The organism is Pseudomonas sp. REST10 (assembly GCF_029542605.1).
Lineage (GTDB): Bacteria > Pseudomonadota > Gammaproteobacteria > Pseudomonadales > Pseudomonadaceae > Aquipseudomonas > Aquipseudomonas khazarica.
In genome coordinates, this window is record NZ_CP035677.1 from 976,856 (window position 1) to 992,163 (window position 15,308).

At 67.0% G+C, this 15,308-nt stretch carries 16 protein-coding genes; 9 read left to right on the top strand and 7 right to left on the bottom strand.

Features of this window, described 5'->3' with window-relative positions:
- The first annotated feature begins 50 nt into the window (after positions 1-50).
- Positions 51-1,139 (top strand): ferredoxin reductase, encoded by a 1,089-nt coding sequence (locus tag EWH21_RS04495; protein ID WP_277699905.1) that lies wholly within the window; start codon positions 51-53, stop codon positions 1,137-1,139.
- Entirely contained in the window at positions 1,097-2,230 is a 1,134-nt protein-coding gene (locus EWH21_RS04500) for a fatty acid desaturase (RefSeq protein ID WP_277699906.1), read from the top strand. Before EWH21_RS04495 ends, EWH21_RS04500 begins: the two co-directional genes overlap by 43 nt.
- Before the next feature lie 43 nt (positions 2,231-2,273).
- Here EWH21_RS04500 and EWH21_RS04505 read toward each other — a convergent pair whose 3' ends face one another.
- Positions 2,274-2,657, bottom strand: coding sequence for a hypothetical protein (locus EWH21_RS04505; protein ID WP_047588308.1), 384 nt, complete (start codon positions 2,655-2,657; stop codon positions 2,274-2,276).
- A gap of 271 nt (positions 2,658-2,928) precedes the next feature.
- On the opposite strand from EWH21_RS04505, the gene EWH21_RS04510 reads away from it, so the two are divergent.
- The 3 genes from EWH21_RS04510 to EWH21_RS04520 all read left to right on the top strand — a co-directional run bounded on the left by EWH21_RS04510 (position 2,929) and on the right by EWH21_RS04520 (position 6,664).
- On the top strand, positions 2,929-3,828 hold the full coding sequence (locus EWH21_RS04510; protein ID WP_277699907.1) for an AEC family transporter: 900 nt from the start codon (positions 2,929-2,931) through the stop codon (positions 3,826-3,828).
- Between the two features lie 116 nt (positions 3,829-3,944).
- Complete coding sequence (locus EWH21_RS04515) at positions 3,945-4,481, top strand: heme NO-binding domain-containing protein (RefSeq protein WP_277699908.1); 537 nt, start codon at positions 3,945-3,947, stop codon at positions 4,479-4,481.
- Positions 4,478-6,664: an EAL domain-containing protein gene (locus EWH21_RS04520; RefSeq protein WP_277699909.1), complete on the top strand. Its 2,187-nt coding sequence runs from the start codon at positions 4,478-4,480 to the stop codon at positions 6,662-6,664. The genes EWH21_RS04515 and EWH21_RS04520 overlap by 4 nt, the downstream gene beginning before the upstream one ends.
- 5 nt (positions 6,665-6,669) lie before the next feature.
- Here the strand turns inward: EWH21_RS04520 and EWH21_RS04525 are convergent, their stop codons facing one another.
- The 6 genes from EWH21_RS04525 to EWH21_RS04550 all read right to left on the bottom strand — a co-directional run bounded on the left by EWH21_RS04525 (position 6,670) and on the right by EWH21_RS04550 (position 11,480).
- Positions 6,670-7,107 carry a VOC family protein gene (locus EWH21_RS04525; RefSeq protein WP_277699910.1) on the bottom strand — a complete coding sequence of 146 codons (438 nt, stop codon included), beginning with the start codon at positions 7,105-7,107 and terminating at the stop codon, positions 6,670-6,672.
- Entirely contained in the window at positions 7,104-7,637 is a 534-nt protein-coding gene (locus EWH21_RS04530; RefSeq protein WP_179553366.1) for a hypothetical protein, read from the bottom strand. Before EWH21_RS04530 ends, EWH21_RS04525 begins: the two co-directional genes overlap by 4 nt.
- Before the next feature lie 84 nt (positions 7,638-7,721).
- On the bottom strand, positions 7,722-8,987 hold the full coding sequence (locus EWH21_RS04535) for an Hsp70 family protein (protein ID WP_150607933.1): 1,266 nt from the start codon (positions 8,985-8,987) through the stop codon (positions 7,722-7,724).
- Between the two features lie 137 nt (positions 8,988-9,124).
- Positions 9,125-10,087, bottom strand: coding sequence for a YbhN family protein (locus EWH21_RS04540; protein WP_277699911.1), 963 nt, complete (start codon positions 10,085-10,087; stop codon positions 9,125-9,127).
- A 192-nt stretch (positions 10,088-10,279) separates the two neighbouring features.
- Complete coding sequence (locus EWH21_RS04545; protein ID WP_277699912.1) at positions 10,280-10,717, bottom strand: YqaA family protein; 438 nt, start codon at positions 10,715-10,717, stop codon at positions 10,280-10,282.
- A gap of 40 nt (positions 10,718-10,757) precedes the next feature.
- Positions 10,758-11,480, bottom strand: a complete 723-nt coding sequence (locus EWH21_RS04550) for a VC0807 family protein (protein ID WP_037052502.1) — start codon at positions 11,478-11,480, stop codon at positions 10,758-10,760.
- Between the two features lie 165 nt (positions 11,481-11,645).
- Between EWH21_RS04550 and EWH21_RS04555 the strand changes: the two genes are divergently transcribed.
- The 4 genes from EWH21_RS04555 (at position 11,646) to EWH21_RS04570 (ending at position 15,254) form a co-directional block, all read left to right on the top strand.
- On the top strand, positions 11,646-12,551 hold the full coding sequence (locus tag EWH21_RS04555) for a substrate-binding domain-containing protein (protein WP_277699913.1): 906 nt from the start codon (positions 11,646-11,648) through the stop codon (positions 12,549-12,551).
- Positions 12,552-12,630: 79 nt separating this feature from the next.
- Positions 12,631-13,404 carry a transporter substrate-binding domain-containing protein gene (locus EWH21_RS04560; RefSeq protein WP_277699914.1) on the top strand — a complete coding sequence of 258 codons (774 nt, stop codon included), beginning with the start codon at positions 12,631-12,633 and terminating at the stop codon, positions 13,402-13,404.
- A gap of 40 nt (positions 13,405-13,444) precedes the next feature.
- On the top strand, positions 13,445-14,197 hold the full coding sequence (locus tag EWH21_RS04565; RefSeq protein WP_210390359.1) for a transporter substrate-binding domain-containing protein: 753 nt from the start codon (positions 13,445-13,447) through the stop codon (positions 14,195-14,197).
- Between the two features lie 55 nt (positions 14,198-14,252).
- The gene (locus tag EWH21_RS04570; RefSeq protein ID WP_277699915.1) at positions 14,253-15,254 is read left to right on the top strand and encodes a type II secretion system F family protein; all 1,002 of its coding nucleotides are present in this window, start codon (positions 14,253-14,255) and stop codon (positions 15,252-15,254) included.
- Positions 15,255-15,308 lie beyond the last annotated feature (54 nt).

Consider the following 15,308-nt stretch of genomic DNA (forward strand, 5'->3'; position numbering starts at 1 on the left):
TGCGGGCCATCTGTCAGCCTTGTGAACAAGTGTTCACTGGATTGTCCTCGATGGCTTTGCTTTCCCTCTCCGCGAGCCGGCGTGCTGCGCGTTGCCTGCAGCCGCTGCGCCGGCTCTGTGCGTCCGGCTGGCTGCGCGAGGCGGATGTCGATCTGGGCCTGCGCCTGCTGCACCCGGTGCTGCGCCTCAACCGTGTTTTCGCCCGGGTCGAGGCGCGCCGCTGGGTGGCCGACGACATGCTGGCGCTGCGCCTGCGTTGCAACGGCAACGCACGTGGCTGGCGCGCGGGCCAGCATGTCCAGCTGTATCTGGAGCAGGATGGCGTGCGCCACGGGCGCAGCTACAGCCTGACCTCGGTGTCGTCCGACGGGCAGGTCGAGCTGGCGATCAAGCGTCAGCCGGGCGGGCGCCTGTCCAACCGCGTGCTCGATCACCTGGCGGTCGGCGAGGTGATCGAACTGGGCCAGGCCGGTGGCGATTTCGTCTGGCCGGGCGAGCCGGGGGGCGTACTGCTACTGGCCGCTGGCAGCGGTATCACGCCGTTGCTGGGTTTGCTGCGCGATGCCCTTGCCCGTGGTTTCAAGGCGCCGCTGACGCTGTGGCACCAGGTGCGTCATCCGGGGCAGCAGGCCTTTGCCGGTGAGCTGCAGGCACTGGCCGAGCGGCATGGCAATTTCCGGGTGCACTGGGCCTTCAGTGCCGAGGCCGGTGGTCGGCTTGCCGCCGAACGGCTGGCCGCGTTGCCGGGCGAGCACCTGCTGGTCTGCGGCCCGCGTGGGTTCGTGGAGCAGGCCTGTGGCTGGTGGCGCGAGGCGGGGCGAGGCGCGAGCGTGCAGGCGGAAAGCTTCAGTCCGCTGGCGGTTCAGGCTCCGGGGGAGACTCGTGAGGTGCGGCTGACCTTCGCTCGCAGCGCCTTACAGGCACAGGGCCTTACCGCGCGGAGCCTGCTGGAGCAGGCCGAGGCGACGGGCCTGCGCCCGCAGCATGGTTGCCGCCAGGGCATCTGCACCCGTTGCACCTGCCAGCTGCTGGCCGGCACGGTGCGCGACCTGCGCACGGGCGAACTGTTCGCCGAACCCAACCAACCCATTCGTCTGTGTGTCAGTGCCCCGCATGGGGACGTGGAGATCGATCTGTGAGCGTGCGTCAGGACCGCGAGCTGAGCCTCGCCGAACTCGAGGCATTCGGCCAGGAGCTGGACAGCCTGCGCCGGCGAACCCTGGCCGACCTGGGCGAAGCCGACGCCCGCTACATCCGCCGGGTGCGCAGCGTCGTGCGCCTGTGCTGCTGGAGCGGTCGCGCGCTGCTGATGTTCGGCTGGTTCCCGCCGACCTGGCTGCTCGGCACCCTGCTGCTGGGGTTGGGCAAGATTCTCGAGAACATGGAGCTGGGCCATAACGTGATGCACGGCCAGTACGACTGGATGAACGACCCGGAATTCGCCGGCCGTCACTACGAGTGGGATATCGTCGGCCCGGCCGACTTCTGGCGGCACACCCACAACCATGTGCATCACACCTATACCAACGTGCTGGGCATGGACGATGACGTCGGTTACGGCGTGGTGCGCCTGTTTCCCGAGCAGCGCTGGAAACCCTTCTACCGCTGGCAGCCGCTGTGGGTGACCCTCCAGGCGTTGCTGTTCCAGTACGCGGTGGCGATTCAGCACCTGCGCCTGGACAAGCTGATCAAGGGGCGTATCAGTGCGCAGGAGGTGCGCCCACTGGCGCGTCAGTTCGGCACCAAGCTGATGCGGCAATGGGGCAAGGACTACCTGCTGTTCCCGCTGCTGGCGCTGCTGCTCGGCGCCAATGCCCTGGCCGTGCTGACGGGAAACCTGCTGGCCAACCTGCTGCGCAACCTGTGGACCTTCCTGGTGATCTTCTGCGGCCACTTCACCGAGCAGGCGGCGGTCTTCCCGCCCGAGGTGCTCGAAGGGGAGACGCGCGAGCACTGGTACCTGCGCCAGCTGCGTGGCTCGAGCAATCTCTCCGGCGGGCCGCTGCTGCACATCCTCACCGGCAATCTGAGTCATCAGATCGAGCACCATCTGTTCCCGGACCTGCCGGCGCGGCGCTACGCCGAGCTTGCCCGTGAGGTGCGGCTGATCTGTGTGCGCTACGGCCAGCACTACAACTGCGGCAGCCTGTGGGCACAGTTCGCCACGGTGTTGCGACGCATCTGGATCTACCGCCTGCCACCTGCCGCCATGAGCGATCCGCAGGCGTAAAAAAGCCCGGCGTGCGCCGGGCTTGGGGGTGTTGCCAGAGCACTCAGGCGGTATGCCCGCGCTGCTCGATCAGGCGATCCGAGCCGCCTTCGGCCAGTTGCATACGTTGGCCGCCCGGGGTGCGATCGTAACCGCCTTCGGCCAGCTGGACGCGTTGGCCGCCAGGGGTGCGATCATAGCCGCCTTCCACCAGCTGGAAGCGCTGGGCGCCGGGGGTACGGTCGGCGCCGTCTTCGGCCAGTTGCAGGCGTTGCATGCCCGGGGTGCGCTCGGCGCCATTCTCGGCCAGGGGCTCGATGGGTTGCTGCTGCACCTGGCTTTCCTTGGCTTCACCCACCAGCGGGAAGGGAGCGCTGCTGGAAGCGGCAAAGACGCTGGTGGTCATCAGGCTCAGGGCCAGGGCGGCGAGGGTCAGTTGGGTTTTCATGTCGATGTCTCCGCAGGGAGTAATAAGTGGCTTCGGAGTCAATTCTCGGAGACCAGGGCGCGGATAAGAACTTGACTGGCCTGATAGTGATCATCGATACCCTCAATACTTGGTTGCGGGGCTCTATCTCGGTGCTTCCGGGCATCGCCGCGGAGACGCTGCGCAGGTTTCGCAGGGCATCGCGCTGGTCGTCGCGCAGGCGTATGCTTGGCGGCCCTCGCGGGTCGTGCTCGATCCGTCCTCTCCAGTCGTTTCCGGAGGCAGCTCCAGCATGCTCGCGGCACAGGCCATTCTGCCGATCTTTGCTCTGATCGTTCTCGGCTACCTGCTGGGCTGGCGCCAGTGGCTCACCGCGGAGTCGGCGGCCGGCCTGGCCAACATCACCTTCAAGCTGTTCATGCCCACCCTGCTGTTCGCCGGCATCGCCAAGGCCCCGCTGGTGCAGGGCCTGTCGCCGGTATTGCTGCTGGCCTACTACGTGCCGGTGTTGCTGGTGTTCTTCCTGGTCAATCTGCTGGCGCACTGGCGCCGGGGCACGGCAACGCCGCTGGGGCTGGTCGCCGCGTTCTCCAACAACGTGCTGGTGGGGATCCCGCTGATCGCCAGCCTGATGGGCAACGATGGCCTGCTCTACGTCTTCGCCATCCTGGTCTTCCACAGCCTCACGCTGTTTTCCCTGCAGAGTTTCTACGCGGCCTTCGGCAGCCATGAGCGGGTCGACGCCCGGGCGCTGCTGAAGAACCTGGCCAACCCGATGATCATCGGCCTGGCCCTGGGCGCCTTGCTCAACCTGTCCGGCCTGAGCGTGCCGGACAGCCTGTGGCGGGCGGTCACCTGGCTGGGCCAGGCTGCCTTGCCCTGCGCGCTGATCGTGCTCGGTGCCAGCCTGTCGCGCTATCGCCTGCGCCCGACCGCCGAGGCCTGGGGCGTGGCGCTGGCCAAGCTGCTGCTGTTTCCCGCACTGGTGTGGTGGTTCAGCGGGCAGTTGTCCGGCCTGAACGACACGGCGCGCAGCGTGCTGGTCTTGCTCGCAGCATGCCCCAGTGGCGTCAACGTGATGGCCTTCGCCCGCACGGCGCAGGACAGTCGCAGCGTCAGCGCGGCGATTTCCCTGTCCACCTTGCTGGCGGCGCTGTCCCTGCCACTGTGGATGCTGCTGGTGGGCTTCTAGGCAAAGCAGCCGGGCCCGCCGGCCAGCGTCGCCAAGCGCTCGGCTGGCTGCATCCGCCGCAGTCATCTATACCCTCTAGTGGTGATGGACGTCAGTGGGGATGGATGATGCTGGGCATGGTTTTCACCGAGTTTCTGGAGATGGTCGAGCAGCGCTTCTCGCCCGAGCTGGCCGACCAGATGCTGACGCAGACGACGCTCGCCAACGATGGCGCCTATACCGCGGTGGGCTACTACCCCTATGCGGAGATGCAGGCGCTGCTGGCGACCCTCTCCAGACTGACCGGCAACAGCGTGCCGGCGCTGCTGCAGGACTATGGCGAGTACCTGTTCCGGCGTTTCGTCGAGCTGTATCCCGAGATGTTCGAGCACTGCCGCGACAGTTTCGACCTGCTCAGCCAGGTCGACGGCCACGTCCATCGCGAGGTGCACAAGCTCTATCCCCAGGCCCAGCTGCCGGTTTTCGAAACGCTGACCCACACCCCGGCCTGCCTGGTGCTGGAGTACCGCTCCAGCCGCGGCCTGGCCGATCTGGCCGAGGGGCTCATCCGTGGCTGCATCGAGCACTATGGCGAGCGCAATGGCGTTCAGCGCGTCGACCTGCCGGCGCGCGAGGGGCTCAGCATCACCCGCTTCGAGATTTCCCGACCTTGAGCGAAGCACTCTGGCAGCGCCGTCTGGACCGTGAACGGCAAGCGCGCAAGACGGCCGAGCGGCTGCTGACCGATAAATCGCGGGAGCTGTATCAGACCACCGTCGACCTGCAGCAGGCGCTGGCCGCGTCGGAGAACCAGCGCCGGCTGCAGCTGGCGCTCTGGGGCAGCGGCGAGCTGATCTGGGAGTGGCACGCCGAGGACGACCTGATGCGCCTGCACCACTTCTCCAGCGAGCCGGGCGTGGCGCTCGAGGAGGCGCTGCTCTGGTCGGACTGGATCGCCCGCCTGCACCCGGATGACCGGGGCAACGCGCTGCAGGCCTGGGAGGCGCACCGCTGCGGGCGTTGCGAGTACTACGATCTGGAATTTCGCATGCGTCGCGAGCCCGAGCAGGGCTGGCTGTGGTTTCGCACCCAGGGCCGCGCCGTGGAGCGCGATGCGGATGGCCTGGCACGGCGCATCACCGGCACCTGCAAGGACATCAGTCGCCAGCATGAGGCCGAGGAGCATCTGCGCCTGCTGGCCGCCGCCTTCGCCAACAACCGTGATGCCAACGTGGTGCTGGCCAGTGACAGGCATGCGCTGCAGGCCAATGCGGCCTTTCTCGAACTGGTCGGCATCGGCGCCGGCGAGCTGCCTGATCTCGAGCTGGAGCGCCTGTTGCTCGATGCCGATGAGCAGTGTCCCTGGGACCACCTGTTCGCCACCGATCACTGGCAGGGCGAGCTGATCTGCCAGCGGCGCGATGGCCAGCGCATCCCGGTCGAGCTGAGCAGCACCCTGGTGCGCGCCCGTGACCGTCAGGCGCGGCATCTGGTGCTGTCGCTGCGCGATATCAGCGAGCGGCGGCGGGCGGCCGATCATCTGCGCCATCTGGCGCGTCTCGACGTGCTGACCCAGCTGCCCAATCGTCTGCAGTTCCAGGAGCGCCTGCAGCGCGCCCTGCAGCATCAGCATGACGATCGCTGCCTGGCGCTGCTGTTCGTCGACCTGGACGACTTCAAGCAGGTCAACGATGCCTTCGGCCACGACGTCGGCGATGCGCTGCTGCAGCAGGTCGCCACGCGCCTGGTGCGTTCCCTGCGCCAGCGCGATCTGGTGGCGCGCTGGGGCGGCGACGAATTCGTCGTGCTGCTGGAGCTGCACTGCCACGACGAGGTGGTGCTGGTCGCCGACAAGCTGATCAAGGCGCTCAACGAACCCGTGGAACTGGCCGGCCACGTGCTCACGACCACGCCCAGCATCGGCATCGCCCTGGCTCCCGAGCATGGCAACGAGGCGGGCGAGCTGTTGCGTCACGCCGATGCCGCGATGTACGTGGCCAAGCGTGAAGGGCGCAATCAGTACGCGCTGTACCGGCCGGAACTCAGCGAACAGCTGCTGCACCGCGTCAAGCTCGCCAACCTGCTGCGCAGTGCCCTGGAGCAGCATGAGCTGAGCCTGGCCCTGCAGCCGAAGATCGGCATGGACGGCCGGCAGATCGTGGGCGCCGAGGCGCTGCTGCGCTGGGACACCACCGCCTTTGGCCGGGTGCCGCCGGATGTGTTCATTCCCATCGCCGAGGAACTGGGGCTGATCGTCCCGATCGGCCACTGGCTGGTGCGCGAGGCGGCGACGCTGCTCGATGACTGGCATGCGCGCGGCTGGCCGCTGACGCTGGCGATCAACCTGTCCGCGCGGCAGTTGCATGACGAGGCGCTGCTGCCGGTACTCTGCGAGAGCATGCAGCGCAGTGGCGCCTCGCCCGCTGCGCTGGAGCTGGAGGTCACCGAGTCCATCCTGCTGGCGGATGCCGACTTCGCCAGGGCGCGCCTGCAGGCGTTGCGCGACGCGGGCTTTCGCATCGCGCTCGATGACTTCGGCACCGGCTATTCATCCCTCGGCTACCTCAAGGACCTGCCGCTGGACCGGGTCAAGATCGACCGCAGTTTCATCTCGGACCTCGAACAGTCGCCACGCGGGCGCGCGCTGCTCTCGTCCATCGCCGGGCTGTGCCGCGCGCTGTCGCTGCAGACCACGGCCGAAGGGGTCGAGACTGCCGCGCAGCTGACCCTGGTGGAGGCCGAGGGCATCGACGAGGTCCAGGGTTATTTCTACTACCCGCCGTTGACCGTCGAGGCCTTCAACCAGCTGCTGGAAAGCAAGCTCGGCGCGCAGGACGCGCCCGGCGCCAACGGCTGAGTGCGCTAGAGCGGGGAGGTGCCGAGCACCTGGCTGAACCGCAGCAGGTAGCCGTCCGGATCCTGAATCATCAGCTGGCGTACGCTGAGCCGATGATCGTCGACGCGGTAGCTCAGGGTTTCTGCGGGCAGGCGCAGGGGGACGCCGTGTTCAAGCAGCCTCTGCTGCAGCGGCTGCAGGTCGCTGACGCTGATCTGCAAGTTGATGCCGCGCCCCAGGGGGCGATCGAGCGGCCTTACCGTCCACGGATCGTCCTGCGGCGCATCCGGGTCGATCTGCTCCAGCATCAGCGCCGCCTCGCCCAGGGCGATGGCGGCGAAGCCGGCCTCCGGGCGTTCGAAGAGCAGGCGGAAACCCAGCGTCTGCAGGTAGAACGCCAGACTGCCCGGCAGGTCGCTGACCAGCAGTTCGGGCGTCAGTGCGGGCAGCGCTGCGCCGTTCATTCCTGCTGTTGTGCGGCCTGCAGGGCTTGCAGGGCAGGGGCGGCGTAGATGCCTGCCTCCACGGCCAGCGCCATCACCCTGGGCAGGTCGTTGGCGTACACCAGCACGGCCTGCAGCTCGTCATCCAGCGGTTCGCTGAAATCCACCAGCACGTAGCCACCAGTTTCCGGCGACAGGGCGGAGAGCTGCACCTGGATGCGGTTGAGCGCCTTGAGCGGCTCGGTCTTGGCCAGTTGCTTGGCCTTGAGCACGAACTGCACCTGCGGGCCGAACGACTCGGTGATGCGCTGGAACAGCTCTTCGTAGCTGTCAGCCTGGAACAGCACGGTCTCCGGCAGGCTGCCGACCACTACCCACTCGCCCAGCGGGATGGGAAATTCGTCGTCGTAGTTGATGTCCGGGTTGGCCGCGAGAAAGGCGGCGGGGTCGGCATAGGCCTGCGTGGCCTCATCAGCGATGCGGACGATCTCGTCCTCGGCCAGGCAGCCGGAGCTTATCTTGCCGATCAGTTCTTCCAGCTGGGCTTTCATCAGGTGATTCCTTGGTCGTTCGATTGGGCGGCAAGCATAACCCAGAGCCTGTTCCGCGAGGCGTGGCCGAACAGGGCGGTCGCCCTAGCCGTAGCGCTTCTTGGCCTCGATGGCCAGTCCGCTGCCGATGCTGCCGAAGGTGTTGCCCTCCACGCTGCGCGCGTTGGGCAGCATCGCCGCCACGCTCTGGCGCAGGGCCGGCACGCCGCTGGAGCCGCCGGTGAAGAACAGCGTGTCGACCTGGTCGGCACTGACGCCGGCATCGGCCAGCAACTGCGTGAGGCTGGCGCGGATGCGTTCGAGCAGCGGCTCGATGGCGCTTTCGAACAGCACGCGGGTCAGCTCGGCGACCAGGCCCGGCTCGACGCGCGACAGGTCGATGGGGCGCGAATCCTCTTCGCTGAGGGCGATCTTGCTCTCTTCCACCTGCATCGCCAGCCAGTGCCCGGCACGCTGCTCGATCAGGCCGAACAGGCGATCGATGCCGGTGGCGTCGACGATGTCGTAGCGCATGTTCTGCAGCGCCAGCTGGGTCTTCTGCGCGTACAGGGCGTTGATGGTGTGCCAGGTAGCCAGGTTGAGGTGATAGCTGGTCGGCATGAAGGCATCGCTCTTCATCCGGCTGCCGTAGCCGAACAGCGGCATCACCCCGGCCAGCGACAGTTGCTTGTCGAAGTCGGTACCGCCGATGTGCACGCCGCCGGTGGCGAGGATGTCGGCCTGACGCTCGGCCAGCTGATGGCGCTCCGGTGCCAGACGGACCAGGGAGAAGTCGGAGGTACCACCGCCGATGTCGACGATCAGCACCAGCTCCTCACGCGCCAGGCTCGACTCGTAGTCGAATGCCGCAGCGATGGGTTCGTACTGGAACGACACCTCCTTGAAACCGAGCTTGTGCGCCACGGCCACCAGGGTGTTCTGCGCCTCCTGGTCGGCGGCCGGGTCATCGTCGACGAAGAACACCGGGCGACCCAGTACCACCTCCTCGAAGGGGCGCTCGGCCTGGGCTTCGGCGCGTGCCTTCAGTTCGCCGATGAAGAAACCGAGCAGGTCCTTGAACGGCAGGGCGCTGCCCAGTACGGTGGTTTCGCTTTTCAGCAGCTTGGAGCCCAGCAGGCTCTTCAGCGAGCGCATCAGGCGGCCTTCATAGCCTTCGAGGTATTCGTGCAGGGCCAGGCGGCCATAGACCGGGCGGCGTTCTTCGGTGTTGAAGAAGATGACCGAGGGCAGGGTGATCTTGCCGTCTTCCAGGGCCAGCAGGCTGTCCTGGCCGGGACGCAGCCAGCCGACGGTGGAGTTGGAAGTGCCGAAGTCGATGCCGCAGGCGCGGGCGGGGGTAGAGAAGGACATGGAACGCAGAGCCTGAAAGTGACCGGGAAGAGGTATGACGCCGCATCGCGACGACCCGGAAGGCAGCCGCCTCGACGGCGGGCCTGAAAAACGGCCGCGTATTCTATGTCAGCCTCGCCGATGCGGCGAGTCGGCGATCAGCTCGCCTTGCGCCGCTCCTGCCACTGCGTCCATTCGAAGCCCAGCACCACCAGCAGCGACAGGGCGAACGGCAGCAGCAGGTAGAAGATGCGGAACACGATCAGCGCGGCCAGCACGTCGGCAGCGGGGATCTCCGGCAGTGCGGCGAGGAAGGTCACTTCCAGCACGCCGAGCCCGCCGGGGGCATGGGACAGCAGGGCCAGGGAGAAGGAGGCGAGGAACACGCCGAGCACCACCAGATAGTCCGGGTGGTTGTCCGCCGGCAGGGCGAAGTAGATGATCGCCGCCGCGCAGAGCAGCTCCAGCGGGCCGGCCAGCAACTGGCGGCTGACGATGCGCAGGCGTGGATACTCGACATGCACCTTGCCCAGCGTCCAGGGCTTGAACTGGCGCCAGGAGCCGAGCACGTAGAGAGCGACCACGCCCAGCAGCAGGCTGCCGATGATCACCGACACCAGCGGCGTGATCCTGGCGACGCGGTGAATGAGTTCGGGTTGCGCGATCAGCACGCAGCCACTGGCGAGCAGTGTGCCCAGCACGAAGGTGAAGGAGCAGAAGACGATGAGCACGCCGATTTCCTGGGGTGTCAGGCCCTTGCTGCTGTAGGCGCGATAACGCACCACCGCGCCTGAGAACACCGAGGCGCCGATGTTGTGGGCCAGCGCGTAGGTGGTGAAGGAGCACAGGGTGATGAAGCGCCAGGGAATCTGCTTGCCCAGGTGCGCGACGGCGATACGGTCATACCAGGCCAGTGCCCAGTAGGCGCCCAGGGTGGCCACGGCGGCCAGTGCCCAGTTCAGGTGGGAAATCGCTTCGAGGCTGCCTTTGATCTCGTCCAGGGAAATGGTGCGCAGTTCGCGGTAGAGCAGGACACCAGACAACACCACGGCGCAGAGTCCGATCAGGGTCCAGATCAGATCGCTGCGTTTCAGCTTGGGTTTGGCTTCTACGACGGACACCGGTATTCCTCGTTCGCTAGGCCCCGGGTGAGGGCCGCATGCCTCGTTCGAGGCTGCTGTTGGTCGACCCTGGGGCCGTATGGCTGCCGTAACGGTCGGGCCGTGATGGCATGGCGCGCTGCGCAGTATCGGCGAGCGGCCCTGTGCACTCAACTGGCAAGCGGGCAGAGCGCGCGGCCGCTGTGGCAGCGCTCATGGCCAGGCCAGGGTGAGCGCCGCCAGCACCATGTAGCGGCCTGCCTTGGCCAGCGTGACGATGATCAGGAAGGTCCACAGGCGTTCACGCATCACGCCTGCGACCAGGGTCAGCGGATCGCCGATCACCGGCATCCAGCTCAGCAGCAGCGACCAGCGCCCATAGCGCGCGTACCAGGCCTGAGCCTGCTGCAGGCGGGCCGGGCTGACCGGGAACCAGCGCCGGTGCCGATAGTGCTCGATGGAGCGCCCCAGCAGCCAGTTGATCCATGAGCCCAGCACGTTGCCCAGCGTCGCCACCAGCAGCAGGGCCCAGGCAGGATGCTCGCCCGCCAGCAGCAGGGCGACCAGAGCCGCCTCGGACTGAAGCGGCAACAGCGTCGCCGCACCGAGGGCGGAGAGGAACAGGGCCGGGTAGGCGGAGAGACCGAGCATGCTCAGCAAGGCCGGCGCACGGGCCAGCCTGCTCCTGGGCTTACGACTCCTGGCCGGTGTTGGCCATGATTTCTTCCAGGCTCAGCCCGGTCAGGCCATGAATGGTTTTCCACAGGTAGTAGAAGATGGCCATCAGCATGATCATCGAGGGGATGGCGATCATCGGGTAGCTGAGCAGTGTCATGCGCCCCAGTTCGTCATTGAAGGCCTCGGTGCCGGCGGGGCTGGTGACGATCCACTTGGCCAGCACGTAGTTCATGAACGAGGAGAAGAAGAAGGTGCCGCTGAGCCAGTAGGTGGCGCGCAGCAGACGGGTCTCGAAGTGTTCGACGTGGCCGCCCTGCTCCAGGCGCTCATGGATCTTGTCGACGTTGAGCACCGTCTTGTTGAACAGCAGGGTGCGAATCAGCGGGTAGCGCGTGCGCGTGGAAACCAGCACGGCGATGCCGATCAGGCCCGGAATGGCAGCCTCCTTCACGGCCAGCCACTGGGTATCCAGATGCAGCAGGCCGATGCCGCCGGTCAGCGCTACGCTAATCAGACCGAGCAGGGCGATGAAGTTGAATTTGCGGTACTTGATCAGCTCGAACGCCCCCCAGCCCAGCGGGAATGCCAGGGCGAGCAACAGCGCGCCATCGGCCCCCAGGCGGTGTTCGCCGCTCAGTTTCATCAGGATGAACGAAGGGATCAGGATACTGATGGCCAGGTCGATCAACGGGCGGGGCTTGTGCGTCGGGGTGGGGCTGTCGATGGTGGTGGTCATGGTAGCTGGAGTCTGCGACGGAACCCGGATGATCGCCTGCCTGAGGCGTCAGGGCTAGTCCGACCGTCGGTTTGGAAGGTTAAAAAGTATGAGCCGACAGCTTCGCGACAGGGGCATGAGGCCAACGCCTGATGCTAAAGTGATGGCAATGGCTGGGAGTCGAACATGCCAAGAGTCCTTTCTTTCGTTTGCCTGCTGCTGACAGCCGCCCTCCTGCTCCCGGCGATGGCCATGGCGCGCGACTGCATCGGTCTGATACCGGCCAGCACCTCGGCCTTCTGGACGGACCTGGAAGCGGGCGCACGTCGCAGCGCCGATGATCTGCAGATGGATATCTACACGCGAGCCCCGACCAACGAGGGCAGCGTCGACGTGCAGCTGCAACTGATCGAGCGCGTCCTCGCGCATGGCTGCAAGGCCCTGATCATCGCGCCGGCCGGCGACGCCATCGATGCGCGTGTCGTCGCCCTGCGCGAGCAGGGCATCCCCACGGTCTACGTCGATCGCAGCGTCGCCGGCGAAGGGGCCTATGCGCTGGTCGCCACGGACAACTTCCTCGCCGGTCAGCTGGCTGGGCAGCAGCTGGCCGAGCAGTTGGGCGCCGGCAAGCGGGTGGCGCTGCTGCGCCTGCAGCCGGGGTTGCAGTCGACCCAGGAGCGTGAGCGCGGCTTCCTGCTGGCGGCCCATGCAGCGGGCCTGCAGGTGGTCTTCGATGATTACCTGGGCGCTGACCGACAGCGCATGGTCGCGGCGCTGACGCGCATGCTGCCGGAGCTGGATGGCCTGTTCAGCCCCAACGGCAGCAGCACCCGTGCGGCCCTGGCGGCATTGCGGCAGATGGGCAGGGCGGGCCAGGTGGCCTTCGTCGGCTTTGACGGTGGCGAGCTGTTGTTCGATGCCCTGCACGACGGGCAGCTCCAGGCGCTGCTGTTGCAGCAGCCGCAGGCCATGGGGGATCACGCGGTGCGCCTGGTGCAGCGCGCGCTCAGCGGTGAGCGCGCGGCCACGCCGCTGCAACTGTTGCTGGAGCCGCGGGTGATGACGGCGACCGCGCCAGGAGGTTCTTGGTGAGAGCGGGGACGGGTGTTTATCATCGCCTGACCGATCGCCCTGAAATCGCTGCAGGGCCCGATCCAGACGGTGGTGTGCAATGAATCCGACGTTCAAGGCCTGTGTCGTGACGCTGCTCTGCAGTGTCTGCACCTGCCTGTCTGCCGCCGAGCTGCAGCTCTATACCGAGGACTATCGACCCTTCAGCTATCTCGAAGATGGCAAGCCGAGCGGCATGGCCGTGGCGGTGGTCGAGGAACTGATCCGCCGTACCGGCGAGCCGGCGCGTATCGAGTTGGTGCCCTGGACGCGTGGCTACCACCAGGTTCGCCAGCAGGCGAACGCAGCGATCTTCTCCACCGTCCGCACGGCCCAGCGAGAGGCCGATTTCCAGTGGGTCGGGCCGATCGCCCATGGTCATACGCGCTTCTACACGCTCAAGGAGGCCGGGCTGCAGGTCACCAACCTCGACGATGTGCGTCGCCTCGGCACCCTGGCGGTGCCCAAGCGCTGGTACAGCTACGAGCTGCTGGCCGAGCAGAAACTGGACAACCTGTACGGTGTGTCGACCCCCCAGGACATGCTGCGCATGTTCCGCCATGGCCGGGTCAAGCTGCTGCTGGCCAACAACCTGACGCTCAATGGCATGCTCGCCGAGCAGGGCATGAGGCCCTGCCAGTTGCAGGAACAGTTCGACCTGATGGCCAACGACTCCTACATCGCCTTTTCCCGGCGCACCCAGGCTGCCCGTGTCGCACGTTGGCAGCGGGCGCTGCAGGAAATGCGGCATGACGGTAGTCTGGAGCGCATCTATCGACACTGGTTTCCCGAGGCCGATGAGCAGGCCCTGGCCGACCTGCTGAGTGTCGAGTGATGGGCTGCGCTGAGTGCCCGGCCGCAGGCGGGAGGGAGGAATGAAGCTGGTGAGGTGGCTGTCGTGCGTTTGCCTGGCGATGCTGTGCAGCCCTGCGCTGGCAGAGTTGCAGCTGCTCACCGAAGACACCCCGCCCATGAGCTTCATGCGCGACGGCGAGGTCAGCGGCTTCTCCGTCGAGGTGGTCCGGGCCCTGCTGGCGCGCACCGGCGACAGCGGAAAGATCGAACTGATGCCCTGGACCCGCGCCTTCTACCTCGCCCAGCAGCAGGCGGACATCGCCCTGTTCTCCACCGTGCGCACCCCGGAACGTGAGGGCAAGTTTCTCTGGGTCGGCCCCATCGTGGTCGGGACGACCAGCTTCTACTCGCTCAGGTCGCGCAACCTGGTCATCGACGATCTGCAGCAGGCCGCCGCGAGCGGGCCGCTCGCCCTGCCCAAGCAGTGGTACACCTTCGAGACGCTCAGCGCGCGTGGTTTCGACAACCTCTACGGGGTGTCCACGCCGAAGCAGATGATGACCATGCTCAAGCATGGGCGGGTCAAGCTGATCGCCACCGAGGACCTGACCCTGGCTGGCGAGCTGGCCACCGTCGACCTGAAGCCGCAGGACGTCACCGCCCATGTGCCGTTCATGCGTTCGGCCTACTACATCGCCTTCTCGCCGCAGACCTCGGTGGTGCGCGTGGCGCGCTGGCAGCGTGCGCTGCGGCAGATGCACGAGGATGGCAGTCTCGCCGCGATTCTCCAACGCTGGCTGCCGCATGCACCGATGCCGCCGGTCGAACCGTAGCGAGCGCTGTCTCGACTGGTTAACCTGAGCGCTGCAATCCGTAGCGAGTCCGATCATGCCGCGTCGTCTTCCCCCGCTTGCCCTGTCCCGCCGCGCCGAGTTGTTCGCGCACCTGCATGCCATGGAGCAGGCTGGGGTACCCGTCGATCGAGCGCTGGCCAGCCTGAACCTGGGGCCGCGGCACGAGCCGGCGCTGCAGCGCCTGCGTCAGATGGTCGGCGCAGGCCGTGATCTGGCGAGTTCCGGCCAGCTGAGTGGCGTGTTCACGCCATTGGAAAGCAGCCTGCTGCGGGCGGCCCAGGAGGCGGGCGCGCTGGCGCATATCCACCAGCAGCTGGCGCAGCGCTACGAGGAACAGGCGCGCCAGGCCGGAGAGCTGCGTTCCCGCCTGTTGATGCCGGCGGGTGTGCTGTTGCTGGCACTGCTGGTCAAACCCCTGCCGGCGCTGGTCGCCGGCAGCCTGGGTGTCGGCGGCTACCTGCTGGCCGTGCTGCTGCCGTTGCTCTGGCTGCTGGCCGTGCTGTTCGTCGTGCGCCTGGCGTGGCAACGTCTGCAGCGCCGTCGCGCGGAACGCCCTGGCCCGCTCGACGACCTGCTGCTGGCGCTGCCGGTGCTCGGCAGCCTGCTGCGCCGGGCGGATATCCGCAATTTCTGCGACAGCCTCGGCTTGTTGCTGGAGGCGGGGATGCCGGCGCTCGATGCCTTGCCACGTGCGTGCAGCGCCGTGAGCAACCCGCGCTTGCGGCGGGATTTCGCCAGCCTGGCGCCTCGCGTCGCGGCGGGGCAGTCGCTGGTGCGCGCTTTCGATGGCCTGTCCTTCGCCGGTAAATCGATGCTGATCGGCGTGCTCAACACGGGCGAGGCGACAGGCCGGCCGGGAGAGGCGCTGCTACGGTTCGCGCGCATGCAGGCGCAGCAGCTGGCTTCGCAGCAGCAGATGCTGGCGACCTGGCTGCCGCGTCTGTGCTACCTCGGCGTCGCCGGCTGGATGGCCTACGGGCTGTTGACCGGCGGAGGTTTCTTCCCGACGCTGCCGGCGGAGCTGGCTGGCCGGTAATTTGCTGGTCATTGGCCAGGCGGGCCTGGCTGAAAGCTGGCAGCAAGTGCCTTG